The organism is Enterobacter cloacae complex sp. P43RS, assembly GCF_014930585.1.
In the GTDB taxonomy this organism is placed as follows: Bacteria; Pseudomonadota; Gammaproteobacteria; order Enterobacterales; family Enterobacteriaceae; genus Enterobacter; species Enterobacter bugandensis.
Genome location: NZ_JADBRJ010000003.1, coordinates 416,203 through 441,205 on the forward strand (window position 1 = coordinate 416,203; position 25,003 = coordinate 441,205).

Annotated in this window: 26 protein-coding genes; 7 read left to right on the top strand and 19 right to left on the bottom strand. The window is 54.4% G+C overall.

Annotated elements, in window-relative coordinates; translation table 11 throughout:
* Positions 1 to 91: 91 nt before the first annotated feature.
* Positions 92 to 1,330 carry a zinc-dependent alcohol dehydrogenase gene (locus IM294_RS09025; RefSeq protein WP_028012324.1) on the top strand — a complete coding sequence of 413 codons (1,239 nt, stop codon included), beginning with the start codon at positions 92 to 94 and terminating at the stop codon, positions 1,328 to 1,330.
* A gap of 122 nt (positions 1,331 to 1,452) precedes the next feature.
* Here the strand turns inward: IM294_RS09025 and rnk are convergent, their stop codons facing one another.
* On the bottom strand, positions 1,453 to 1,863 hold the full coding sequence (gene rnk, locus IM294_RS09030; RefSeq protein WP_028012325.1) for a nucleoside diphosphate kinase regulator: 411 nt from the start codon (positions 1,861 to 1,863) through the stop codon (positions 1,453 to 1,455).
* 270 nt (positions 1,864 to 2,133) lie between these two features.
* Between rnk and IM294_RS09035 the strand changes: the two genes are divergently transcribed.
* The gene (locus tag IM294_RS09035) at positions 2,134 to 2,754 is read left to right on the top strand and encodes a flavin reductase family protein (RefSeq protein ID WP_028012326.1); all 621 of its coding nucleotides are present in this window, start codon (positions 2,134 to 2,136) and stop codon (positions 2,752 to 2,754) included.
* Here IM294_RS09035 and rna read toward each other — a convergent pair.
* A complete protein-coding gene (gene rna / locus IM294_RS09040) occupies positions 2,748 to 3,557 on the bottom strand; it encodes a ribonuclease I (RefSeq protein ID WP_028012327.1) in 810 nt (269 codons plus the stop codon). The two genes, IM294_RS09035 and rna, sit on opposite strands and share 7 nt — an antisense overlap.
* Before the next feature lie 94 nt (positions 3,558 to 3,651).
* Positions 3,652 to 5,019 carry an anaerobic C4-dicarboxylate transporter DcuC gene (gene dcuC / locus IM294_RS09045; RefSeq protein WP_028012328.1) on the bottom strand — a complete coding sequence of 456 codons (1,368 nt, stop codon included), beginning with the start codon at positions 5,017 to 5,019 and terminating at the stop codon, positions 3,652 to 3,654.
* Positions 5,020 to 5,412: 393 nt separating this feature from the next.
* On the opposite strand from dcuC, the gene pagP reads away from it, so the two are divergent.
* Both pagP and cspE read left to right on the top strand, forming a co-directional pair.
* Entirely contained in the window at positions 5,413 to 6,030 is a 618-nt protein-coding gene (gene pagP, locus IM294_RS09050) for a lipid IV(A) palmitoyltransferase PagP (RefSeq protein ID WP_185860370.1), read from the top strand.
* A gap of 190 nt (positions 6,031 to 6,220) precedes the next feature.
* A complete protein-coding gene (gene cspE / locus IM294_RS09055) occupies positions 6,221 to 6,430 on the top strand; it encodes a transcription antiterminator/RNA stability regulator CspE (protein WP_002439184.1) in 210 nt (69 codons plus the stop codon).
* Between the two features lie 218 nt (positions 6,431 to 6,648).
* Here the strand turns inward: cspE and crcB are convergent, their stop codons facing one another.
* Complete coding sequence (gene crcB, locus IM294_RS09060) at positions 6,649 to 7,032, bottom strand: fluoride efflux transporter CrcB (RefSeq protein ID WP_041910922.1); 384 nt, start codon at positions 7,030 to 7,032, stop codon at positions 6,649 to 6,651.
* Between the two features lie 67 nt (positions 7,033 to 7,099).
* Between crcB and IM294_RS09065 the strand changes: the two genes are divergently transcribed.
* Positions 7,100 to 7,888, top strand: coding sequence for a deaminated glutathione amidase (locus IM294_RS09065; RefSeq protein WP_100170604.1), 789 nt, complete (start codon positions 7,100 to 7,102; stop codon positions 7,886 to 7,888).
* Positions 7,889 to 8,013: 125 nt separating this feature from the next.
* Complete coding sequence (tatE, locus tag IM294_RS09070) at positions 8,014 to 8,214, top strand: twin-arginine translocase subunit TatE (protein WP_028012332.1); 201 nt, start codon at positions 8,014 to 8,016, stop codon at positions 8,212 to 8,214.
* 81 nt (positions 8,215 to 8,295) lie between these two features.
* On the opposite strand, the gene lipA is transcribed toward tatE, so the two are convergent.
* The 14 genes from lipA to leuS all read right to left on the bottom strand — a co-directional run bounded on the left by lipA (position 8,296) and on the right by leuS (position 23,253).
* On the bottom strand, positions 8,296 to 9,261 hold the full coding sequence (gene lipA, locus IM294_RS09075) for a lipoyl synthase (protein WP_028012333.1): 966 nt from the start codon (positions 9,259 to 9,261) through the stop codon (positions 8,296 to 8,298).
* Between the two features lie 207 nt (positions 9,262 to 9,468).
* Positions 9,469 to 10,422 (bottom strand): YbeF family transcriptional regulator, encoded by a 954-nt coding sequence (locus IM294_RS09080; protein WP_047367726.1) that lies wholly within the window; start codon positions 10,420 to 10,422, stop codon positions 9,469 to 9,471.
* 291 nt (positions 10,423 to 10,713) lie between these two features.
* Entirely contained in the window at positions 10,714 to 11,355 is a 642-nt protein-coding gene (lipB, locus tag IM294_RS09085) for a lipoyl(octanoyl) transferase LipB (RefSeq protein WP_028012335.1), read from the bottom strand.
* A 94-nt stretch (positions 11,356 to 11,449) separates the two neighbouring features.
* The gene (gene ybeD / locus IM294_RS09090; protein ID WP_003858718.1) at positions 11,450 to 11,713 is read right to left on the bottom strand and encodes a DUF493 family protein YbeD; all 264 of its coding nucleotides are present in this window, start codon (positions 11,711 to 11,713) and stop codon (positions 11,450 to 11,452) included.
* Positions 11,714 to 11,818: 105 nt separating this feature from the next.
* Complete coding sequence (dacA, locus tag IM294_RS09095) at positions 11,819 to 13,030, bottom strand: D-alanyl-D-alanine carboxypeptidase DacA (protein WP_028012336.1); 1,212 nt, start codon at positions 13,028 to 13,030, stop codon at positions 11,819 to 11,821.
* A 139-nt stretch (positions 13,031 to 13,169) separates the two neighbouring features.
* Entirely contained in the window at positions 13,170 to 14,279 is a 1,110-nt protein-coding gene (rlpA, locus tag IM294_RS09100) for an endolytic peptidoglycan transglycosylase RlpA (protein ID WP_028012337.1), read from the bottom strand.
* A gap of 16 nt (positions 14,280 to 14,295) precedes the next feature.
* The gene (gene mrdB, locus IM294_RS09105) at positions 14,296 to 15,408 is read right to left on the bottom strand and encodes a peptidoglycan glycosyltransferase MrdB (protein WP_013097590.1); all 1,113 of its coding nucleotides are present in this window, start codon (positions 15,406 to 15,408) and stop codon (positions 14,296 to 14,298) included.
* Between the two features lie 2 nt (positions 15,409 to 15,410).
* A complete protein-coding gene (gene mrdA / locus IM294_RS09110) occupies positions 15,411 to 17,312 on the bottom strand; it encodes a peptidoglycan DD-transpeptidase MrdA (protein WP_028012338.1) in 1,902 nt (633 codons plus the stop codon).
* Positions 17,313 to 17,340: 28 nt separating this feature from the next.
* The gene (rlmH, locus tag IM294_RS09115) at positions 17,341 to 17,808 is read right to left on the bottom strand and encodes a 23S rRNA (pseudouridine(1915)-N(3))-methyltransferase RlmH (RefSeq protein ID WP_003858701.1); all 468 of its coding nucleotides are present in this window, start codon (positions 17,806 to 17,808) and stop codon (positions 17,341 to 17,343) included.
* Between the two features lie 3 nt (positions 17,809 to 17,811).
* Positions 17,812 to 18,129 carry a ribosome silencing factor gene (rsfS, locus tag IM294_RS09120; RefSeq protein ID WP_003858696.1) on the bottom strand — a complete coding sequence of 106 codons (318 nt, stop codon included), beginning with the start codon at positions 18,127 to 18,129 and terminating at the stop codon, positions 17,812 to 17,814.
* A gap of 268 nt (positions 18,130 to 18,397) precedes the next feature.
* A complete protein-coding gene (nadD, locus tag IM294_RS09125) occupies positions 18,398 to 19,063 on the bottom strand; it encodes a nicotinate-nucleotide adenylyltransferase (protein ID WP_028012339.1) in 666 nt (221 codons plus the stop codon).
* The gene (gene holA / locus IM294_RS09130) at positions 19,056 to 20,087 is read right to left on the bottom strand and encodes a DNA polymerase III subunit delta (protein ID WP_028012340.1); all 1,032 of its coding nucleotides are present in this window, start codon (positions 20,085 to 20,087) and stop codon (positions 19,056 to 19,058) included. Before holA ends, nadD begins: the two co-directional genes overlap by 8 nt.
* Complete coding sequence (gene lptE / locus IM294_RS09135) at positions 20,087 to 20,656, bottom strand: LPS assembly lipoprotein LptE (RefSeq protein WP_045630867.1); 570 nt, start codon at positions 20,654 to 20,656, stop codon at positions 20,087 to 20,089. Before lptE ends, holA begins: the two co-directional genes overlap by 1 nt.
* Positions 20,657 to 20,670: 14 nt before the next feature.
* Positions 20,671 to 23,253, bottom strand: a complete 2,583-nt coding sequence (gene leuS, locus IM294_RS09140) for a leucine--tRNA ligase (RefSeq protein WP_126818631.1) — start codon at positions 23,251 to 23,253, stop codon at positions 20,671 to 20,673.
* A 216-nt stretch (positions 23,254 to 23,469) separates the two neighbouring features.
* Between leuS and IM294_RS09145 the strand changes: the two genes are divergently transcribed.
* Positions 23,470 to 23,952 (top strand): zinc ribbon-containing protein, encoded by a 483-nt coding sequence (locus IM294_RS09145; RefSeq protein ID WP_028012343.1) that lies wholly within the window; start codon positions 23,470 to 23,472, stop codon positions 23,950 to 23,952.
* 54 nt (positions 23,953 to 24,006) lie between these two features.
* Here IM294_RS09145 and rihA read toward each other — a convergent pair whose 3' ends face one another.
* The gene (rihA, locus tag IM294_RS09150) at positions 24,007 to 24,948 is read right to left on the bottom strand and encodes a pyrimidine-specific ribonucleoside hydrolase RihA (RefSeq protein WP_048999839.1); all 942 of its coding nucleotides are present in this window, start codon (positions 24,946 to 24,948) and stop codon (positions 24,007 to 24,009) included.
* Positions 24,949 to 25,003 lie beyond the last annotated feature (55 nt).

Here is a 25,003-nt window from a genome sequence, read left to right on the forward strand (position 1 = left end):
CCAGGATAAATCTCAAAAGGCGCGTATTTCCCGGCAGACTTTCAGGGGTAGCTACCCTTTATAAACTTACCTGAAACCTTTCGGAGGTCGCATGAAAGCACTCACGTACCACGGCCCGCACCATGTTCGCGTTGAGAATGTCCCCGATCCCATCATTGAACAGCCCGACGATATCATCCTGCGCGTCACGGCCACGGCGATTTGCGGCTCCGACCTGCATCTCTATCGTGGAAAGATCCCAAAGGTGCAGCACGGCGACATTTTTGGACATGAATTTATGGGCGAGATCGTCGAGTGCGGACGAGAGGTAAAGGACCTGCAAAAAGGCGATCGCGTGGTGATCCCCTTTGTCATCGCCTGCGGTGACTGCTTCTTTTGCCGTCTGCAGCAGTACGCTGCCTGTGAGAATACCAATGCCGGGCAGGGCGCTGCGCTGAACAAAAAGCAAATTCCCGCGCCGGCAGCGCTGTTTGGCTATAGCCATCTCTACGGCGGCGTGCCGGGAGGACAGGCGGAATATGTGCGCGTGCCGAAAGGCAACGTCGGACCGTTTAAGGTGCCGCAGCTGCTCTCTGATGATAAGGCTCTGTTTCTGTCTGATATTTTACCCACCGCCTGGCAGGCGGCAAAAAATGCGCAGATTGAAAAAGGCTCCAGCGTCGCCGTTTTCGGTGCCGGTCCGGTGGGGTTGTTGACGATTGCCTGCGCACGGCTGTTAGGGGCTGAGCAGATTTTTGTTATCGACCATCACCCCTATCGGCTGCGGTTTGCCGAGGCGCGCTACGGTGCTATCCCCATCAATTTTGATGATGATAACGACGCGGCGGAAAAGATAATCGAGCAAACCGCCGGGCAGCGGGGTGTCGATGCCGTCATTGATGCCGTCGGGTTCGAAGCCAAGGGCAGCACCACGGAGACGATCCTCAGCAACCTTAAAATTGAGGGCAGCAGCGGCAAAGCGCTGCGTCAGTGTATCGCTGCCGTCCGGCGCGGCGGGGTGGTCAGCGTACCCGGCGTGTATGCCGGGTTTATTCATGGCTTCCTGTTTGGGGATGCCTTCGATAAAGGGCTGACGTTTAAGATGGGCCAGACGCACGTCCACGCCTGGCTGGGCGAACTGTTACCGCTGATCGAAAAAGGGCTGCTGACGCCGGAAGAGATTGTGACGCATTATCTCCCGCTGGCGGATGCGGAACGTGCCTATAAGATTTTCGAAAAACGGGAGGAGGAGTGTCGGAAGGTGATTCTGGTGCCCGGCGCGGAAACGCCTGAGGCCGCTGAGCAAAAAGTGAAGGGGCTGGTAAATGCGTTCCCGGGCGGCGTGGTGTGAGGTCACTCGTCGGTGGCGCTCAAGGTAATGTCCTGCGATGTAACGCAATCGGGTAAGATGTTCGGAAAGAGGATGCAGGCGCATCCTCTGTGCAACGCGGGTCGCGTTTATTCAGAATGATATTAACGCAGGTAATCGCCCGCGGCTTCTGGCTGGTAGAGCAGCTCCAGCACTTCCAGATGGGTGGAGGCACCGCCCGGCAAGTCCCAGTGGATGGTATCTCCCGTGCGCAGCCCCAGCAGTGCGGCCCCCACCGGCGCAAGAACCGAAAGTTGCGCGCTGCTGTCCGTCATCTGGGCTGGGTAAACCAGCGTGCGGGTCAGCTCTTCACCGGTGGTCAGGTTGCGGAATTTCACCTGGCTGTTCATGGTGACCACGTTATGCGGCATCGTCTCAGGCGTGCACATCTGCGCCCGGTCGAGTTCCTCATTCAGGGCATCGGCCACCGGAAGTGAGGCGAATTCTGCTTTTTCCAGCAGCCTGTCGATACGTTCTGCGTCGAGCTCGTTGATGATGATTGTAGGTCTGGACATTTTTTACTCCATGTCGTTAATGCTGCGTCTAACGCAGAAACCAATCCAAAAGAAAACCCTCGCCGTCTGGCAGCGAGGGTTTAACTCTCCCGATGATACTGGCTGAACGCGCAAGTTTGAAGTGATGAAGGTCACATTCATGTGCCATATGAATTTTCACTGAAATTTATTCAGTCTTCATTCCTGGCGGATTGCGTTACGCTGTATGTTCTGAACCCGGGCGCTGCGCGAAACATCATTCGCCGCAGCCCTTACCAACGAGAGAGCGCTATGTACTTCTACCAACCGTCTCAGGGGCATGGCCTGCCGCATGACCCGCTGAACGCCATTGTCGGCCCCCGTCCGATTGGCTGGATCTCCTCTTGCGACCAGGCCGGTCAGCTCAACCTTGCGCCGTATAGCTTCTTCAACTGCTTTAACTATCGCCCGCCGATCATTGGCTTTTCAAGCAACGGCTGGAAGGACAGCGTGCGTAATATTGTTGAAACAAAGGAGTTTGTCTGGAATCTGGCAACGCGCGATCTTGCAGAAGCGATGAATCAGACCTCTGCCATGCTGCCTCACGACCAGGACGAATTTACCTTTTCCGGATTAACGCCTGCGGCAAGCAAGCTGGTGAGCGCCCCCCGCGTGGCGGAAAGCCCGGTCAACTTTGAGTGCCGCCTGTCTCAGTGCATTCAGCTTACCGGCGCCGACGGTACGCCGGTGGATACCTGGCTGGTGCTGGGAGAAGTGGTCGGGATCCATATTGCCGAAACGCTGCTGGAAGAGGGGATATACCAGACGGCGAAAGCGCAGCCCATCCTGCGTGCGGGTGGGCCGACGGCTTACTATGGCATCAGTGATGAACACCGGTTTGACATGGTGCGACCGGTGGTGGGCGATCAGTAACCGGCCTTATCAATGACAAATTGTTTTCCGCAGTTGCCTGGATGCGGCTGCGGAGCAAAGGATGTCGCAGAAAGCGGGGCGTTAATGGTGTCTGCTTTGAGTGAAATTTGCATCTCGGTCAGATACGCCGGATTACCGTTGCAGGTCAGCTTGAAGGCTTTGATATTTTCCTTGCCCCAGGTTTTGGCAACGGCGTTGTCAAAATCACTCCGGCTGACGGTTTTACCGTAATTTTCCGCAAGGAAATGACCGACGGCGCTGTTTTTCATTTCCTGATTCATTCTCACCATGGTGCCGAAATAGGCATCGGGATCAAAACCAAAGCAGACGCCATGTTTGGCATATTCGTAACGTTCCAGACAGGAGTTTCCACCCGCGCCCGGCATGACCTCGTTCAGCTTAGCCGCGCCGGAAAGCGACAGCCCGGTTTCGGCTGCTGCGCATTTGCGGCTGGCCTTCACTTCCGGCATGTTCGGGATAGGGCGCGTGGCGCAGCCAAACCGCATCCATCGACGTTCATCCACGCCGCGTGCGGCAATGGATTTCGGCAGGCCGGGCCATAGCCCGTGAACGGTCAGAAAATCGGTTTTATTGTCGCGCTCTTTTTGCAGACGACATTCATCCGGTTCATTGCGGTTACGCTCGACCATGCTTTGACAAAATCCCGTTTGCCAGGATAAAGCCAGCACATAGCGATCGAAATCGCCGTACTGCGTGGCCTTGAGGGGTTCGGCCTGTGCTGAGAAGAGACTGAGTGCAAGCGCTACTGCGCCAGACGGGATAACGATATCCTTCCTGAACATGTGATTTCCTGATTGGTTGTGCGCAATTCATTTTTGTGGGTTATTAAAGCACAAAAAGCGCCCGCAGGCGCTTTTAGGTAATCAGGAATTTCACTTAGGCGGCGCCGGGAACCAGCACTTCGGTAGCAATAATGACGATGATTAGCCCAACCAGCACCGGCACTGACGTGCGTTTCACCACTTCAAACGGCGAGATTTTGGCCATCCCGGCAACCGCCACCACCACGCCTGAGACAGGCGAGATGGTACGACCCAGGTTTGAGGCCTGGAGCATGGGAATGGAAAGATAAGCCGGGTTGATACCGGACGAGTGAGCCAGCTTAGGGATCATCTCAACGAAGGCGTAAAATGGCGCATTCCCGGAACCGGTGGTCATTGCCGCCAGCATGGTCAGTACCACCAGGACCAGCATCAGGATAATACTGGCCGAGCCAAACGAGGTGGCGATGGAGATCAGGCTCTGGATAAAGCCGATCGTGCTCAGACCCTGGGCAAAGACACCTGCTGCAACCAACAGCATCACCACGCCAGCAAACGCATCTGCCATACCGCGATACGCGACCTCAAGGCCGGAGAAGACTTTTTGGGTGTTGAAACCGCGCACGAACTCCAGCACAGCGGCTAACAGCATACAGATAACCAGAATAGTAATAATGTGCAGCTGCGGGCCCCATTTCCCGTCAAAAATGAGCACGCCGATAATCGGCGTGAACGGCAAAATGGCATAGAACGCCGGCGCGGTGGTGGTGATTTCGCTTACATCCATCATTTCATGGCTGATGTTCTCTTTCTTATCGAGATAGCGCTGCCAGAAGAAATGCGCGATACCCATTCCCACAATGGCGACAATCGAGATCGGCAGCGTGGTTTTAAAGGCGAAGTCGATAAGCGACATTTCGGCTGCTTTCGCCGCCAGCACAACGTCTCCTGACGTCGGGGAGAGAATAATGGCCGCCGGGGAGGCGCAAATTGCCGCCGCTGCCCCACGGCTGATCCCCACGTTTACCATCACCGGGAACAGCGTGGCCATTAACAGTACGCCAAGCCCGGTTGCCGATGAAACGGCCAGCGACATCAGGCAGGCGAGGAAATAGGCGGCAACCATCAACAGATACGGCGAGTTAATGTACTGCAGGGGTTTCGAGGCAAGCTTCACAACCATGTCGTTCGCGCCGATATGGGTCATATAGGCTGCAAAACCGCACAGCATCATGATCATCATACCCAGATCGCCACCGCGGCTCATGAGCAGGATTTTAATATATTCAACAATATCCGTGGCGGTGTAGCCCGTGCTGGCTGCGCTGGCAGGTAAAACCTGATGACCCATTACTGCGCTGATTATCAGCAGCGTTAAACCACCGACAAATAAAACGCCCGTGGCTGAGTATCCTTTAATGATGTAGCGAGCTACACCCACTATGACGACGACCCCAATTAGGAGTTCGATAAACGTAAGCATGATTTCCCCTGTGTCTTTCTGCCCTGAGATATAAAAAATTAATATAAAAAAGAAGGATGAAAATGTGCCGAATTAATGGCCCGCCCTTGCTGATTAAAATCAATAAACAGACGACTAACGAACAGCATAACAGCGTTTTTGCCATGGCTAAGGCATTTATGTCATAAGGATCTTGACCGGCAATGACAGCGTAACATGTCTATGTAATGATAACAAAATGTTAAGCTTTTGTGTGGTCTGGCCTGTTAGTACTGGAGACCGTTAACAGACATTAGGCGTACATGATGTGGGTTTATTCGGGATAAGCAGAACGCCGCTTTAAGAATATTCCCGAAAAGCGTCCTGATATTTAAGAGTAGGGGTGATGCCGTTAAGGCTTGGTTCAATTATTCTATGTTAAACTTTGCCTCGAATATCAAGAATGGTAATTGCATTGTGATTGTACGTAATACTTTTTTCTCTATTTTATTGTTTATTATTGGCCAGTTAACGTTTTGTTCTGTTGCACAGGCAGAGAACAACGCGACGGATAAAGGTTGGTTCTCCACTTTTACGGATAATGTTTCGCAGACCTGGTCAGCGCCTGAACATTATGATCTCTATGTCCCGGCAATAACGTGGCATGCGCGCTTTGCTTACGACAAAGAGAAAACGGATAAATACAACGAGCGTCCCTGGGGAGCGGGTTTTGGTCAGTCGCGCTGGGATGAAAAAGGAAACTGGCATGGCATCTATCTGATGGCCTTCAAAGACTCCTTTAACAAGTGGGAACCGATTGGCGGCTACGGCTGGGAAAAAACCTGGCGCCCGCTGGCGGATGAGAACTTCCACGTTGGTCTGGGCTATACCGCCGGGTTGACCGCGCGCGACAACTGGAAGTACATTCCGATCCCCGTATTGCTGCCTCTGGCCTCTGTTGGTTACGGCCCTGCAACGTTCCAGATGACCTACATTCCGGGAACGTATAACAACGGTAACGTTTACTTCGCCTGGATGCGTTTTCAGTTTTAACTGACAAAACATTACCTGGTGGTGAAAAAACGTGCAGCCGTTGATTCGTAAGCGATAAAAATCTGTCAGTGAAAATTAACGCGACTTTAGTCACTTTTTGTCAAAGATCCGCTGGACAAAAGGTCCCACAATTGATGTACTGGTAACCGACACAGCATTTGTGTCGTTTTTTAATGTAAAGGTAATTTTGATGTCTAAGATTAAAGGTAACGTTAAGTGGTTTAATGAGTCCAAAGGATTCGGTTTCATTACTCCTGAAGATGGCAGCAAAGACGTGTTCGTACACTTCTCTGCAATCCAGTCTAATGGTTTCAAAACTCTGGCTGAAGGTCAGCGTGTAGAGTTCGAAATCACTAACGGTGCCAAAGGCCCTTCTGCTGCTAACGTAATCGCTCTGTAATTCAGACGCGTCAGCAAGAATTTCAAAACCCGCTCATTGAGCGGGTTTTTTTCGTTATGAATCAGCCAAGCAGGTAAATTTTCAGGAAGCTGGCCACGATCAGTACGCTCAACAACACCATGCCTGCGCTCATCAGACTCTGTTTCATTTGTCACCCTCGTTCAGTATTGCCTTCAGAGTGACAGAGAAAAATTAAGCCAACATTAACGCTCCGGCAGTTAATGCGTGCTTACAGAGGAAAAAAGCCAAAATGCGATCCCCGTCATCGCGAAAGATCCGATCATGTTGATCGCGATATTCACCAGCGCCCAGCCGATACGTCCTTCCTGAAAGAGAAAAACTGTTTCCGCGGAAAAGGTTGAAAAGGTGGTCAAACCGCCGCAGAAGCCGGTGGTAATCAAGACTTTCCACATGGGATCGATGTGCGTCATCCGGTTAAACCAGGCCAGCCCCATACCAATAATAAAAGCACCAATCAGGTTGGCGGCCAGCGTTCCTAATGGAATCGCCTGGTGCAGGGGATTAAACCGCATACTCAGTAACCACCTCGCAACGCTCCCCGTGCCTCCACCAATAAAAACAGCTAAAAGGAGTTGTAACACGCTAAATACCTGCTATTTGATGTGTAAGAGTAGCGAGTTTAACGCTGTTTATAATGAGGGGACAAATATGTATGTTGCGGTAGGGCAGTTTGCGGTCACGCCTGACTGGCGGGTTAACGCAGTGCAGTGCGTTAACCTGATGATACAGGCCCGACAGAAAGGCGCGTCGCTGCTGGTGCTTCCTGAGGCGTTGCTGGCAAGGGATGATAACGACCCGGATTTGTCCGTGAAGTCCGCACAGGCCCTTGACGGCGAATTTTTACAACAGCTGCTCGCTCAGAGCGTAGGCAGTACGATGACCACCGTCTTAACCGTGCATGTTCCCTCAACGCCGGGTCGCGCAGTGAATACGCTGGTGGCTATCCGTGACGGTGCCATTGTTGCGCGCTACGCCAAGCTTCATCTCTATGATGCGTTCAGCATCCAGGAGTCGAGACGCGTTGATCCGGGAGATGTCGTCCCACCGCTCATTGATATCGACGGGTTTAAGGTGGGGTTGATGACCTGCTATGACCTGCGATTCCCTGAACTGGCGGTGCATCTGGCGCTGCAGGGGGCGGAGGTGCTGGTATTGCCTGCCGCATGGGTTAAGGGACCGCTAAAAGAGCAACACTGGGCTACGCTGCTTGCGGCACGCGCGCTGGACACGACCTGTTATGTTGTTGCCGCCGGGGAGTGCGGCAATAAAAACATCGGGCAGAGCAGGGTGGTTGATCCCCTGGGAGTGACGATTGCCGCCGCAGCGGAAGCGCCGGTTATGCTGATGGCGGAGATAATTTTAGAAAGAGTTGCGCTTGCGCGTCAGCAATTACCTGTTCTTCGCAACCGTCGCTTTGCGCCACCGCAATTATTGTGATGTTTTTTTCAACAATGCTTGATTCACCTTGTTACAGATTGCTATTGTGTGCACGCGCCAAATGACCGTTAATACGATCGGGTTTTGGCGCTGAATGCAGCCTGTTTTAAGTAAAGAAGGTATCTATGGGTGAGATTAGTATTACCAAACTGCTGGTGGTTGCCGCACTGGTCGTCCTGCTGTTTGGTACCAAGAAGTTACGCACGCTGGGTGGTGACCTGGGGGCTGCCATCAAAGGCTTTAAGAAAGCGATGAACGACGATGACGCAGCTGCGAAGAAAAGCGCTGACGACATCCCGGCAGAGAAGCTTTCCCACAAAGAGTAACGGCAATGCCTGAGGGCTTGCGAAAAAAAACCGGCTCATGAGGCCGGTTTTTTTGCATTACTGTAAATGAATATTACGGCGTTATTTGACTTCTTCGCCTTTCGCCTGCATATCCGCATGGTAAGAAGAACGAACAAATGGACCACAAGCCGCGTGGGTAAAGCCCATCGCCAGCGCTTCGGCTTTCATCTCGTCAAATTCATCCGGGCTCACGTAGCGCTGTACCGGCAGGTGGTGACGGCTTGGCTGCAGATACTGGCCGAGCGTCAACATGGTCACACCGTGGCGGCGCAGATCGCGCATGACGTCGATGATTTCGTCATTAGTTTCACCCAGACCAACCATCAGACCTGACTTGGTCGGGATATGCGGATGTGCTTCTTTAAAGCGCTCCAGCAGCTTCAGAGACCAGTTATAGTCGGCTCCCGGACGCACCTGACGGTAAAGACGCGGAACGTTCTCCAGGTTGTGGTTAAACACATCCGGCGGCGTCGCGGTCAGGATATCCAGCGCGCGGTCCATACGGCCGCGGAAGTCAGGAACCAGCGTCTCGATTTTGATGTTCGGGCTTTTTTCGCGAATGGCAGTAATGCAGTCAGCGAAGTGCTGAGCACCGCCATCACGCAGATCGTCGCGGTCAACGGAGGTGATAACCACATAACGCAGCGCCATGTCGGCGATGGTTTGCGCCAGTTTTTGCGGCTCGTTGGCATCGGGGGCCACCGGGCGGCCATGCGCCACGTCGCAGAATGGGCAGCGGCGGGTACAGATGGCACCCAGAATCATAAACGTCGCGGTGCCGTGATTGAAACATTCAGCAAGGTTCGGGCAAGAGGCTTCTTCACAAACAGAGTGAAGGCCATTCTTACGCATCGCCGCTTTGATCCCCTGGATACGCGAAGAGTCTGCCGGAAGTTTGATTTTCATCCATTCCGGTTTTCTTAACAGCGCCTCGCGCTCTGTAGCCACGTTTTTAACCGGGATAAGGGCCATTTTATCGGCATCGCGGTATTTAACACCGCGTTCCATCACAATGGGTTTACTCATAGCGTGCGTGTTCCAGTTGCGAATATCGAAGGAAAGCGTTTCATTTCAAGGGAATGTTGTATTTATCAACTATTTTTGAACGAACGACAGGCAGTATATCATTTATAGGGGCGTTAAAGCAGCCTGCCAGGTCGCCAATTTGTAAAATAGTTGTTGTTTTGTGCCTTTTGCCCTGCGAGCGGCAGGGACGTGTACGGGTACGCTCTGTCAGAAGGCCTGACGGATAATGCGGATGACGTTTTCCAGTACCGGATCGCGCAAGCTGAGCTTGTTGTAATGCAGTGAAATCTCGATAGATTCTGCATTGAGCTGGCTAAGCGGAATACTCTCCAGCGGCCAGCATTTCCGCAGCAGGTTATACAGGCGTGAAGGCATGATGCACAGCATATCGCTGCTGCCAATCAGGGATGCGGTGGTGAACATATTGTAACTGCTGAAACTGATCTGACGTTCCGGGAAAATTTCGTCAATACGCTGACGCAGAGCGTGGTTAGACTGTCCTTCGGTCATGAAAGACGAGTGGTCGTAGTTGCGCAGGTTTTCAATGGATAACGGCTCGCTGAGGACGGGGTGCTGCCTGCGGCAAACCAGCACCAGGTTATCGGCGTAAAGCACATTTTGCCCCAGCGCTCGGGCGCTAAAGCTGCCGCTTTCGATGACCAGGTCCGTCTGGAACTGAGCAAGCTGAACGTCAGGTTCGTTAAGAGGCACATTGCGAAGCAGAAGCTGAGGCGCATGCTCTTTCACTGCCTGGAAGATCGCGGGCATCACCAGCACGCCGACAGAAGGGGAGCAGCCGATGGTGATGGTTCTCTGTTTGTCATAGCTTCCGGTTAAATCCAGCGCACCCAGAATCGACTCCAGCCCCTGGCTGATGTATTCGTGGAGATGTGTCGCATAGGCCGTTGGCGTGACGCCCTGGCCCTTACGGATAAATAAGGGGTCGGGAAATATAGCCCGTAGCTTTTGAATTGACTGACTTATTGCCGATGGCGTGAGATTAAGAATTTTCGCAGCATTAACGATACCCTTATGGACATATACTGCCTCAAAAATAGTCAGTAAATTGAGATCAATATTACGTAAAGTCCGAAAAATTTGCGGCTTATCTTCGCCACCAGGGTCATTCAGGCGTTTGGCTGGTAAATTATTATACTCCACGCTTTCACTCCGTATACATTCACAACATGAATGATAGTTCAATTTATTTATTATGCTTGTAGAGATTCGTAAAGTGTTGCTTTTGTTCCACTTGTTTATCAAAAACAAACAGTTGTGTGATTATCACTCAAGTTACTTAGCCTGTGTATGCCGTGCTGTCCGGAGGCTAAATAATATGTAAGGGCAATATTCGGGCGCTTCGAAAATATAGAATCTGCGGATTATTGTAAAGCGTAAAAGCGTTAAATAAACAGTGGCCCGTCAAATTATCGAGCCATTCTGGATGATATATTAAGCAGGGATATATTCGTGCGGGGGATTGTTAAGTAGCGCTAACACATTCTTCAGAAGCACGGGACGTATATTTTCTGGCGTAGCGGTATCGACCCACTGGCGCATTTGCGTCATTTCCATGCCGGCGTAGCCGCAGGGGTTTATGCGCTGGAAAGGCGTAAGATCCATATTAATATTCAATGCCAGACCGTGGAAGGAACAACCTTTACGAATACGTAGCCCCAGAGAGCAGATCTTCATTTCGCCAACGTAGACGCCCGGCGCATCTGCACGCGGATGCGCGTCAATCCCATACTCCGCCAGCGTGTTGACGACGGTCTGTTCCAGTAACGTCACCAGCTCACGTACGCCAAGCTTTCTGCGCTTCAGATTAAGCAGGACGTACATGACCTGCTGACCCGGACCGTGGTAAGTCACCTGTCCGCCACGATCGCTCTGGATCACCGGGATATCGCCCGTCATTAATAAGTGTTCCGCTTTTCCCGCCTGGCCCTGCGTAAATACCGGCAGATGTTCGACCAGCCAAATCTCATCAGGGGTTGTGTCATCGCGTGAATCGGTGAACTCGTGCATAGCCTGAGAGACAGGCTCATAAGGTTGCAGCCCGAGATGACGGACCAGAATTTTATCCTGATACAAAACGCGTCTCCGAAGACGAGAAACAAAAGATGAGGGGGAGTATATCACAGCGGGGAAGAGGGGTTACCCGGTAAACCGGGTAACCGCAAAGGGACTACAGCACCATACGAACGATTTCGATATTGCCGAGCTCTTCGTACAGCGTCTCAACCTGCTCGATATGTGTGGCAGTGATGGTAATAGAAACCGAGTGGTAGTTGCCCTTGCTGCTTGGTTTTACTGACGGAGAGTAGTCACCCGGCGCATGGCGCTGTACCACTTCAACCACCTGATCAACCAGCTCAGGTTTCGCCAGACCCATTACTTTGTAGGTAAACGGGGTAGGGAATTCAAGCAGTTCGTTAAGTTTGGTTTTCATGTCAGCTCCGGCGTAACGTCAAAAAGAATAACTCCCACGTCAGGTGGGAGTTATCAGGATACTTAGTATATGGGGATCAAAATCACACTTTCAAGTGTTCGATTTTTAGCCAAACCAGTGATGGAACATCAGTTTAATGTAATCAATGATTTTGCCGAAGAAATTGCCTTCAGGAATTTCTTCCAATACCACGAGTGGACGCTGGTCGATCGTTTTACCGTCCAGCTGGAAGTTGATGGTACCCACCACCTGGTTTTTATGCAGCGGGGCATGCAGTTCGGTGGTGTTGAGCACATAGCTTGCTTTCAGATCCTTCATACGACCGCGTGGAATGGTCAGGTAGAGGTCTTTATCCACGCCCAGAGAAGCACGATCGTTATCGCCGAACCAGACGGGTTCAGAAGCAAATTCTTTGCCTGCTTTCAGCGGGTTCACGGTTTCGAAGAAACGGAAGCCCCAGGTCAGCAGCTTCTTACTTTCGGTTTCGCGACCTTTAAAGGTGCGACCGCCCATCACGGCAGAGATCAGGCGCATCTGGCCTTCAGTGGCAGAGGCCACCAGGTTGTAACCGGCTTTGTCGGTGTGGCCGGTTTTGATGCCGTCAACGTTCAGGCTGTTATCCCACAGCAGGCCGTTACGGTTGGTCTGACGAATGCCGTTGAAGGTGAACTCTTTCTCTTTGTAGATAGAGTACTCGTTAGGTACGTCGCGGATCAGCGCCTGACCAATCAGCGCCATATCACGCGCGGAGCTGTACTGACCGTCTGCATCGAGACCGTGTACGGTCTGGAAGTGGCTGTTCTTCAGACCCAGGGCATTTACGTAGCTGTTCATCAGGCCCACGAACGCATCCTGACTACCGGCGGCGAAATCGGCCATCGCTACGCAGGCATCGTTACCGGACTGCAGGTTAATGCCACGAATTAACTGAGAAACCGGAACCTGCATTCCTGGCTTCAGGAACATCAGCGAGGAACCTTTGAAAACCGGGTTCCCGGTAGCCCACGCATCGTTGCCGATGGTCACCAGATCCGTCTCTTTGAACTTACCGGCTTTCATTGCCTGGCCGATGACGTAGCTGGTCATCATTTTGGTCAGGCTGGCCGGGTCACGGCGGGCATCGGCATTCTGTTCTGCCAGCACTTTGCCAGAGTTGTAATCGATCAGGATGTAGGATTCCGCGTCGATTTGCGGAACGCCAGGGATCATGGTCTTGATATTCAGGTCATCAGCATGAGCTGCAGAGAGTGCAGCCGCGCAAAGGGCCGTGGTCAGCGCCATGCGCTGCACAAAACGAGCAGAAAAAGTGGTCTTCATGGTCAGAACTACGACATCCGTGATGGAATTAAAAAAAGTGCCTTACTATAGCAAATGCTATTCAGGCAGGCATCCGACTTTAAGCATGAGTTTGTGAATGTGTTTTACACAAACTGACATTTCGGATACCGCCGATTAATTACTTCGTAACAGCGATAAAGGACTGCAGCTGTGCCTCGCTCTGCAAACGCTGCTGCAGGGATGCCGCCTGCGACTTGCTGGCAAACGGCCCCATCTGAATACGCCAGACCGCGCCGTTTTGCTCAACGCGTCCTGGCACGCCAAACTGCTGGCTTAGACGCTGCTGATACTGCTGGGCACGGGCCCGATCGCTCACTGCGCCCACCTGGACGACAAAGCCGCCGCTGGCTGCTGCGGGAGCGGCAACGGCTGCGCTCTGGGTCGTGACCGGAGCCGTTACCGGGGCAGGCTGCTGCACGACGGGGGCGGCAACAGGGGCTGGCGTCGGCTCACTGCTCTCCAGCACGCCCGAGGCTAAGTTCGTTGGTGCGCCAAGGAAGCCGCTGCTTTTTACCGGTGCGCCAGTGGCATCATCGCTTTGCAGGGTGTCATTGCTGATTGGGCGTATTTCTCCCGCCGGCTGAGAAGGCTCTGCCGGCGAGGAGACGCTTCCCATGCCGCCGTCCAGATTTGGGCGGTCGGGGAGAGCATAGGTCTGTTTCGCCACCGTGGTACACGCGGTTCCCGGCCCGGAGAGCGAACCATCCTGCGCCACGATAATTGGGTCAATGCGAACTTTGGTGTTGTTTGAGGTATTCAGGCGATCGGCAGACGCGCGGGACAGGGAAATCACCCGGTCATTACCGTACGGGCCGCGGTCGTTAATACGCACGACGATCATACGGCCGTTCGCCAGGTTGGTGATACGGGCGTAGCTAGGGATAGGTAGCGTCGGGTGCGCCGCAGTCAACTGCATTGGGTCAAATGTTTCACCCGATGCCGTCAGGTTACTGCCCGGCTCAGCATCATAAATGGCGGCAAAGCCAGCCTGGCTAAAGCGGGACGGATCCTGCACAATTTTGTAGCTTTTGCCGTCGCGCTCGTAATCCTGATTCGCGCTGGCATTCAGCGGTTCATAAACGGGATCGGCACCGCTAATTTCAACGATTGGGCCATTACACACCGCAGGCTGCGGCGGCGCGACGGTTGCTTGTTGCTGACCATCATCACTTGTACAGGCCGCAAGTAAACTTGCCGCAATGCAGATACCCAGCCACTGCTTACGCATTCCGATCCCCTTATTTTTATACGCTTTTTGACAACATTTTTCTGTGGGTGTGGATCGACATCACGATACCAAACCCGGCCATCAACACGATCAGTGCCGAGCCTCCGTAACTCACCAGCGGCAGCGGTACGCCTACCACCGGCAGAATACCACTCACCATACCAATATTTACGAAGACATAAACGAATAAAATCAACATCAGTCCGCCTGCCATGACGCGGCCGAAGGTGGTCTGCGCGCGGGCCGCAATCCACAAACCTCGCATGATGAGCAGCACGTAGAGCGCCAGCAGGATCAGGATGCCAACCAGTCCCAGCTCTTCCGCCAGTACCGCAAAGATAAAGTCGGTGTGGCGCTCCGGTAAAAACTCCAGCTGCGACTGGGTACCGTGCAGCCAGCCTTTACCGCGCAGGCCGCCGGAGCCAATCGCAATCTTGGACTGAATAATATGATAGCCCGCACCGAGCGGATCGGTTTCCGGATCGAGAAGCATCATGACGCGCTGGCGCTGGTAGTCATGCATCAGGAAGAACCACAGGATAGGGATAAACGCTGCAACCAGCACCACCGCGATACCAATCAGACGCCAGCTTAAGCCCGACAGGAACAGGACAAACAGGCCGGAGAGGGCGATAAGGATCGAGGTGCCGAGGTCAGGCTGCGCCGCAACCAGCAGTGTCGGCAGGAATATTAGCACCAGGGCGATAGCGGTATTTTTCAGCGACGGCGGACAGACGTCGCGGTTGATAAAGCGCGCCACCATCAGCGGAACTGCGATTTTGGCAATCTCCGAGGGCTGGAAACGAACAACGCCCAGATCCAGCCAGCGCTGTGCCCCTTTTGAGATGGCACCGAACGCATCTACCGCCACCAGCAAAATAATACAGAAGATGTAGAGATAGGGCGCCCAGCCTTCATAGACGCGCGGCGGGATCTGCGCCATTACCACCATAATGACCAGACCCATCGCGATCTGGCCGATCTTGCGTTCCATCATGCCGATGTCCTGGCCGCTGGCGCTCCAGATAACCAGGGCGCTGTAAACCAGCAGGGCCAGCAGGATCAGCAGCATGGCTGGGTCGATGTGAATTTTATCCCACAGCGATTTTTTATTTGGATTATCCGTCATGATTATTGGTCCTCCGCCGCAGCGGCGGCCGGATTTTCAGCCGGCAGTTCGGTGTTGTTATCACCCAGCATAATGTGGTCCAGGATCTGGCGCATGATGGTCCCTACTGCCGGGCCAGCGCCGCCGTTCTCCAGAATCATTGCCACCGCCACCTGCGGGTTATCATAAGGGGCAAACGCCGTCATCAGCTTATGGTCACGCAGACGTTCGGCAATGCGGTGTGCGTTATAGGTTTCATTGGCTTTCAGGCCAAAGACCTGCGCCGTACCGGATTTCGCGGCCACTTTATATGGCGTACCGGCGAAATACTTGTGCGCGGTTCCGTTTGGACGGTTTGCCACACCGTACATACCGTCTTTCGCTATTTCCCAGAAGCCGGAATGGATGTCGCCTACCGGCGCTTCATGGGGCTGCACCCACGGCACTTTTTTGCCATCTTCAACGGTGCTTTGCAGCAGATGCGGAACTTTCACCACGCCGTCGTTAATGAGGATCATCATCGCTTTGTTCATCTGAAGCGGGGTGGCCGTCCAGTAACCCTGGCCGATACCCACCGGTATGGTATCACCCTGATACCACGGCTTCTTAAAGCGCTTCAGCTTCCACTCACGGGTTGGCATGTTGCCGGAGCGCTCTTCAGCCAGATCCACGCCGGTGTAATGTCCGTAGCCGAATTTGCTCATCCACTCAGACAGGCGGTCAATGCCCATGTCATACGCCACCTGATAGAAGAAGGTATCCGCAGATTCTTCCAGAGATTTCGTAACGTTCAGATGGCCGTGGCCCCATTTCTTCCAGTCGCGATAGCGTTTTTCAGAGCCCGGTAGCTGCCACCAGCCCGGGTCAAACAGGCTGGTATTGCGGTTGATGACGCCCGCGCTCAGCGCTGAGACCGCCACGTACGGTTTAACCGTTGATGCCGGCGGGTAAACGCCTTGCGTGGCGCGGTTCACCAGCGGGGTGTTAGGGTCATTCAACAGGCCGGAGTAGTCTTTGCTGGAGATACCGTCAACAAAGAGGTTCGGGTCATAGCTTGGCATAGAAACCATGGCCAGAATGCCGCCGGTGCGCGGGTCGGTGACCACCACGGCGGCGCGGCTGCCCGCCAGCAGGGTTTCAATATACTGCTGCAGTTTGAGATCGAGCGTCAGATAGACGTCGTGCCCCGCCTGAGGCGGCACTTCCTTAAGCTGGCGAATGACGCGACCACGGTTGTTGACCTCAACTTCTTCATAGCCGGTCTGCCCGTGCAGGACATCTTCGTAGTAGCGTTCAATCCCCAGCTTGCCGATATCATGCGTCGCGGCGTAGTTCGCCAGCTTGCCGTCTTTATCGAGGCGCTCGACGTCTTTATCGTTAATCTTGGAAACGTAGCCAATCACATGCGTCAGCGCGGATCCGTAAGGATAGTAGCGACGCTTGTAACCCTTCACTTCCACACCGGGGAAGCGGTACTGGTTCACCGCAAAACGGGCGACCTGGACTTCCGTCAGATTGGTTTTAACCGGAATGGAGGTGAAACGGTGAGAGCGGGCGCGCTCTTTTTTGAAGGCCGCGATATCATCATCGTTAAGATCGACAACGCTCCTTAGCGCTTCCAGCGTATTCTGCACGTTATCGACCTTCTCCGGCATCATCTCGACTTGATAGATGGTGCGGTTTAACGCCAGAGGGGTGCCGTTACGGTCGTAGATAATGCCGCGGCTGGGTGCGATAGGCACCAGCTTAATGCGGTTTTCGTTAGAACGCGTCTGGTAATCGGTAAAGCGGACAATTTGCAGATTATAAAGGTTGGCGATCAGCACGCCGGTAAGCAGCAAAATCCCCGTAAAGGCGACCAGCGCCCGGCGCACAAACAGCGCGGACTCAGCCGTATAGTCGCGAAAAGAATTCTGTAGTTTCATCCGCTGCTTAATCTACCCTGGTCAGTCATTACTCGCGGTGATAGGGGTGGTTGGTAGTAATGCTCCACGCGCGATACAAGCTTTCCGCCACCAGGACCCGCACGAGCGGGTGGGGCAGCGTCAGCGCAGAGAGAGACCAACTTTGTTCTGCTGCCGCTTTGCAGGCGGGGGATAACCCTTCAGGTCCGCCAATCAACAGACTGACGTCGCGGCCATCCTGCTTCCAGCGCTCCAGTTCATGCGCCAGCTGCGGCGTATCCCAGGGTTTACCTGGAATATCAAGGGTGACGATGCGGTTCTTGCCTGCGGCAGCAAGCATCAGTTCACCCTCTTTGTCGAGAATACGTTTGATATCCGCGTTCTTACCGCGCTTCCCGGCGGGGATCTCCACCAGTTCGAACGGCATGTCTTTGGGAAAACGACGCAGATATTCAGTAAAACCGGTTTGTACCCAGTCCGGCATTTTGGTGCCGACGGCGACCAGCTGCAACTTCACGCATTAACCCCAGAGTTTTTCCAGCTCATACAGGCGACGGCTCTCTTCCTGCATGACGTGGACAATCACATCGCCGAGGTCAACAACCACCCAGTCAGCGGTCGCTTCACCTTCAACGCCAAGCGGTAAGAGTCCTGCTGCGCGCGATTCCTGAACCACATGGTCGGCAATCGAAACAACATGACGCGTAGAGGTACCGGTGCAGATAATCATGCAGTCGGTAATACTGGATTTACCCTTAACGTCGATAGCGATGATGTCCTGACCTTTCAGGTCATCAATTTTGTCGATAACAAAATCCTGGAGTGCTTTACCCTGCAAGTTTTCCCCCTGGGTGAATGAGATTGTACAACTATGAATTCGTGGCCAGACAGTATACCTGAACTGACGCCCCTGTCGGGACAAATGTCACCGTCCGGGCTTTTGAAGGCGGGTATCATCCCACCCTCCGCCTGAGATTGCATCGCCATTTTTGTAAAACAATTTCTGTAAAGCAACGATCGGCGGGAAAGTCTGGCAGCGGAGGATAACAGTATGGCTTAACCTGTCAAGGCAGGATAATCAATATGCTGCTTTTTATGCCCTCCGGCTATTTATCTGCGGTTTTCTGATACAACCCGTGCGTATGAATATACGCCAGCACCGGGGCAGGCAGCAGATCGTCACAGGCTAAACCCTGCTGTAAACGTTCGCGAATAACGGTCGCAGAGATGTCGAACCACGGCGTCTCCGCCAGATAAATCTTCCCGGCGGGCTGGTTGTGAAGATCTTCAACGTTATCGGTGAGATGGTCTTCAAGCCACTGCTGATATTGCGCTTCGCGCATGGTCAGCGGGTAGCCCGGACGGCGGCAGACGAGCAGGTGGCTGTTCCCCAGAATGGTTTCATACTTGTGCCACGTGGGGAAATTGAGCAGGGAGTCCTGACCGATGATAAAGGCGAGCGGCTGGTCAGGCCCTTGCTCGGCCCGCCACTCCTGCAGCGTTTGCGACGTCCACGAGGGGGTGTCGCGACGCAATTCCCGTTCATCCAGCCTGAAGAGCGGCTTATCCGCGATAGCCAGAGCGAGCATCTCTTTGCGCTGCTCGCTGGTTGCTTCAGGCTGGGGGCGGTGCGGCGGAACATTATTGGGCATGATGGTAACGCGCTGCAGGCCGATCAGATTTGCCAGAATTTCTACCGGCTTCAGATGCCCGTAGTGTACCGGGTCAAAGGTGCCGCCATACAGGGCCTGTAAAGAGTGCATACTATCCATCAATAAATACGTCAGCCAGCGCCTTGTGGCAAAGCAGCAGGGAAAGGCTTTCCAGCTCCGCCCACACCGACTGGCCGTAATCTTGTTTTAGGGTAAGCTCGGCGCGCATCAGAAGCTGAACCGCCTGGCGCAGCTGTTCATGGCTCAGGCGGTTGATGGCCTCGGTGGTCATTGCCCGCCGGTTTTGCCACACCCGGTGTTTATCAAACAGGGAGCGTAACGGCGTATGGGCCGACTGGCGCTTGAGCGTTATCAGCAGCAACAGCTCGCGCTGCAGCGTGCGCAGCAGAATGACGGGTTCACTGCCCTCCAGGCGCAGCTGCTGGAGAATATGCAGGGCGCGTTTGCTTTTCGCCGAGAGTAGCGCATCCACCCAGTGGAACGGCGTGAAGTGTGCGGCATCGTTAACGGCCTGCTCAACGCGCGGTAAGGTCAGCTTGCCGTCCGGCCAGAGCAGGGAGAGCCTGTCCAGCGCCTGTGCCAGTGCCAGCAGGTTGCCTTCATAGCAGTAGCAGAGCAGTTGGTTCGCCGCATCGTCCAGTTGAAGGTTGTGCTGCTTCGCTCTCGCGGCGACCCATTTAGGCAGGTGCGCCTGCTCAGGCGTCTGGCAGGTGACCAGCACCGCGTGGGTCGCGAGCTGGGTGAACCATGCCGCGTTTTCCTGCGCTTTGGTGAGCTTGCTGCCGCGCACAATCAACAGCAGATCGCTGTGTAACAGGCTGACCAGCGTGGCGAGTTGCTCATTGATGGCAGCGTTAGGGCCGTTCTCCGGCAGCAGGATCTGGATTGTCTGGCGCGACGCAAAAAGGCTCATCGCCTGACAGAGTGAGAAGAGGGCGTTCCAGTCGGTGGCGTTATCCACCTGAACGGTATGGTGTTCATCAAAGCCCTGAGCCGCGGCCGCATGCCGCACGGCATCCAGGCTTTCCTGAAGTAGTAACGGGTCGTTTCCGAGCAGCAGATACGCCGCGCGCAGCCCTTCATTGAGCTGCGCGCGGAGTTGTTCAGGATACAGCCTGATCATCATTTACCCAGAGAGGTAGAAACAGGAGGCGTACTGGCATCCGGTTTTTCAATAATGTCAGAGCCTTCTCGGTTAGACGCTGCAATACCCGGCAGTTTGCGGATCAGCTGTTCCGCCGCCTTGTCGTACATTTCGTTGATGATAATCTGCTGTTCGGCATCTTTTGCCAGCGCGGTTTGCGGGTTATCAAAGAACGAACGATACACTTTTGCGCTGATCGGATAGATGTCTTTACCCGGGATCAGTACAGCCGCGTTGACCGACAGCACCATCTGATATTCAGCCGTGCGGCCGTCCTGGAAGATGGACGCCGTATCCTGGCCCAGCGTCATTCCCAGTACGCGCAGAGACGGTACATCCTGGCGCAGCGTACCTTTCTCAATAAGCTCAACGCCGTTCAGGCGCAGCTGATTACGAATGGCCCGGCTGAGCGGTCCGTTTGGATCCCCGGAATCAAAGATCATTGTTTTCATCTCAGCAGGCACCGCCGTGGTATTGCGCAGGTGCCAGCCACAGCCAGCGGTGACAAGCACCGCCAGAGATAAGAGTATTGTTGCCAGTTGTCGCACGTTTCCTCCCGCGCTTAGCCAACGACCAGATTGAGCAGTTTACCCGGTACGTAGATCGCTTTACGTAAGGTAACGCCCTCAAGATATTTCGCAACCAGAGGTTCCTGGCCCGCGCGCTCGCGAACCTGATCTTCAGTTGCATCGACCGCCACGGTAATTTTACCACGGACTTTGCCGTTGACCTGGACCACCACCAGCGTGGTGTTTTCCACCATCGCTGCTTCGTCAGCCACCGGCCACGGCGCGTTGTCGATATCGCCTTCGCCTTTCAGCTCCTGCCACAGGGTGAAGCTGACGTGTGGCGTGAACGGGTTAAGCATGCGAACCACGGCCAGCAGCGCTTCACGCATGATGGCACGATCCTGCTCGCCGTCCTGCGGGGCTTTCGCCAGCTTGTTCATCAGTTCCATAATAGCCGCAATTGCGGTATTGAAGGTCTGACGACGACCAATATCATCGGTCACTTTCGCGATCGTTTTATGAACATCACGACGCAGTGCCTGCTGATCTTCGCTCAGCGCAGCGGCGTTCAGTGCCGGAGCATCACCCTGTGCGGTATGTTCGTACACCAGCTTCCAGACGCGTTTCAGGAAGCGGTTCGCGCCTTCTACGCCGGATTCCTGCCACTCAAGGGTCATATCAGCCGGAGAAGCAAACATCATGAACAGACGTACGGTGTCCGCGCCGTAACGCTCAACCATCACCTGCGGGTCGATGCCGTTGTTTTTAGACTTGGACATCTTGCTCATGCCGGTATAAACCAGTTCATGGCCTTCAGCGTCTGTCGCCTTCACGATACGGCCTTTCTCGTCGCGCTCAACGATCGCATCAACCGGAGAAACCCAGTTACGCTCTCCGTTCGCGCCAACGTAGTAGAAGGCGTCTGCCAGCACCATACCCTGGCACAGCAGCTGTTTAGCGGGCTCGTCAGAGTTCACCATGCCGGCATCGCGCATCAGCTTATGGAAAAAGCGGAAGTAGAGCAGGTGCATGATGGCGTGTTCGATACCACCAATATAGATATCTACCGGCAGCCAGTAGTTGGCGGCGTCAGAATCCAGCATGCCTTCTTTGTACTGCGGGCAGGTGTAGCGCGCGTAGTACCAGGAGGACTCCATAAAGGTATCGAAGGTGTCGGTTTCACGCAGCGCAGGCTGGCCGTTGACGGTGGTTTTGGCCCACTCAGGATCGGCTTTGATCGGGCTGGTGATGCCGTCCATGACCACGTCTTCCGGCAGGATCACGGGCAGCTGATCTTCAGGCGTTGGCATGACGGTGCCGTCTTCCAGGGTCACCATTGGAATTGGCGCACCCCAGTAACGCTGACGGGACACGCCCCAGTCGCGCAGACGGAAGTTCACTTTACGCTCGCCCACGCCCAGTGAGGCCAGCTTATCGGCGATGGCGTTGAAGCCCTCTTCGAAGCTGAGGCCGCTGAACTCACCGGAGTTGAACAGGGTGCCTTTTTCGGTCAACGCCTGCTCGGACAGGTCAGGTTCAGAACCATCGGCGGCCAGAATAACGGCTTTAATCGGCAGGTTGTATTTGGTGGCAAACTCGTAGTCACGCTGATCGTGACCCGGAACGGCCATGACTGCACCTGTACCGTACTCCATCAGAACGAAGTTTGCTGCCCAGACCGGGATCGCTTCGCCCGTCAGCGGGTGCTTAGCATAGAAGCCCGTCGCAACGCCTTTTTTCTCCATCGTCGCCATGTCGGCTTCGGCCACTTTCGTGTTGCGGCATTCGTCGATGAAGGTCGCCAGTTCCGGGTTGTTCTCTGCCGCTTTCTGCGCCAGCGGGTGACCTGCGGCCACGGCCAGATAGGTCGCACCCATGAAGGTGTCCGGACGGGTGGTGTAGACGGTCAGGGTCTGGTCGTAGTTCTCAACGCTGAAGGTAATTTCCACGCCTTCAGAACGGCCGATCCAGTTGCGCTGCATGGTCTTAACGGTGTCAGGCCAGTGATCCAGCGTATCCAGATCGTTCAGCAGTTCGTCAGCGTAAGCGGTGATTTTGATAAACCACTGTGGGATCTCTTTACGCTCAACTTTGGTGTCGCAGCGCCAGCAGCAGCCGTCGATAACCTGCTCGTTCGCCAGAACGGTCTGGTCATTCGGGCACCAGTTAACGGCAGAGGTCTTCTTGTACACCAGGCCTTTTTTGTACAGCTCGGTGAAGAACTTCTGCTCCCAGCGGTAGTATTCCGGGGTACAGGTCGCCAGCTCGCGGCTCCAGTCATAGCCGAAGCCCAGCATTTTGAGCTGGTTTTTCATGTACGCGATGTTGTCGTACGTCCACGGTGCCGGAGCGGTATTGTTTTTTACCGCTGCGCCTTCTGCAGGCAGGCCGAACGCATCCCAGCCGATTGGCTGCAGAACGTTTTTGCCGAGCATGCGCTGGTAACGGGCGATCACATCACCGATGGTGTAGTTACGCACGTGGCCCATGTGTAGTCGACCAGAAGGATAGGGAAGCATCGACAGGCAGTAATACTTCTCTTTGCTCTCGTCTTCGGTTACTTCAAAGGTGCGCTTCTCGTCCCAGTGTTGCTGGACTTTTGATTCTATCTCTTCCGGGCGGTATTGCTCTTGCATGGCAGCCAGTGGTCCTGTGTTCAATACAGCTACAAAAATGTAGCCAATGGATGTGGTAATTCAGATCCGCATAGCATAGCCCAAACGCCCGCGTCAAAACAGCCTTTCGCGCAATTGCACTTTGCAGGAATTTACCGGGTCTGTGCTTCACCTGACAAAGCGGCGGCGAAATAAGGTCTATTATTAGAAATAGTTACTTACCCGGGAGGCAAAATGATGAACAAGGTTGCTCAATTTTACCGCGAACTGGTGGCGACACTGACGGAACGGCTGCGTAACGGCGAGCGCGATATTGACGCGCTGGTCGAACAGGCGCGTGAACGGGTGACGCAAACGGGTGAGTTAACGCGAACCGAAGTGGAAGAGGTGACGCGCGCCGTACGCCGCGATCTGGAAGAGTTCGCGCGCAGCTACGAAGAGAGCCAGGATGAGATCGCCGACAGCGTCTTTATGCGGGTGATCAAAGAGAGCCTGTGGCAGGAGCTGGCGGATATTACCGATAAAACCCAGCTGGAGTGGCGCGAGGTGTTCCAGGATTTAAATCATCACGGCGTGTACCAGAGCGGTGAAGTGGTGGGGCTGGGGAATCTGGTGTGCGAGAAGTGCCATCACCATATTGCGGTATATACGCCGGATGTGTTGCCGCTGTGCCCGAAGTGCGGGCACGATCAGTTCCAGCGTCGCCCGTTTGAGCCATAAGTAAAAGCGCAGTTTAGTTCCCTCTCCCCGTGGGAGAGGGCCAGGGTGAGGGCGTCAGGCCGCACAATAGTAAGCAAGTCTTTCCGCCAGCAAATCCACAAACGCCTCCCGGTCGATATCCACCATCAGCGTCGTATTCGGTTTATTTCCCGTCAGCGAATAGTAATCCACCACCGTCATCCCCTGGGTATATTTCCCCTGCGTCTCCACGCCAACCCATCTGTCCACCGTGGTAAACATTTCAGGCTTCAGCAGCCAGGCGATGGTGCACGGGTCATGCAGCGGCGCGCCGTGAAAGCCCCATTTCTCGGCTTTGTGGTACTCCATAAAGAAGTCGAGCAGCTCGGCTACGGTTGTCGCAACCGGGTTGCCCACGGCGCGGAAGCGCTCAATATCGTCTGCCATAATCTGTGCCCGATGCGTCACGTCCAGCCCCGCCATCACAATCGGCAGGCCCGACTGGAAAACGATCTCCGCAGCTTCCGGATCAACAAAGATGTTGAATTCTGCCGCAGGCGTCCAGTTCCCTAGCCCCATAGCCCCACCCATAATCACAATACGGGCGATTTTACCGCGCAGTTCCGGATGGCTGTTCAGCAGAAGCGCAACGTTAGTCTGCGGGCCGGTAGCCACCAGCGTCACGGGCTCTGCGCTTTCACGCAGCACCTTCGCCATTAGCTCCACGGCGGTGCAGTTTTGCGGTGCAAAGCCCGGCTCCGGCAGCGCCGGGCCATCCAGCCCGCTTTCACCGTGAACGTTGTCGGCAATGATTAGCTCGCGCATCAGCGGCTTAACGGCGCCGCCTGCGACAGGAATATCGGTGCGTTTCAGCAGCGTCAGCATTCGTAAAACGTTGCGTAGGGTTTTGTCCGGCGTCTGATTTCCGGCGGACGAGGTGACCGCTTTCACGTCCAGTTCCGGGGAGGCAAGCGCGAGGACGAGCGCGATCGCGTCATCATGACCCGGATCGCAATCGAGAATTATAGGGTGTGCCATAGCGTTCTCCATTCTTAGCATTATTTTGTGACAAGGTTAACGCTGCGATGTGACG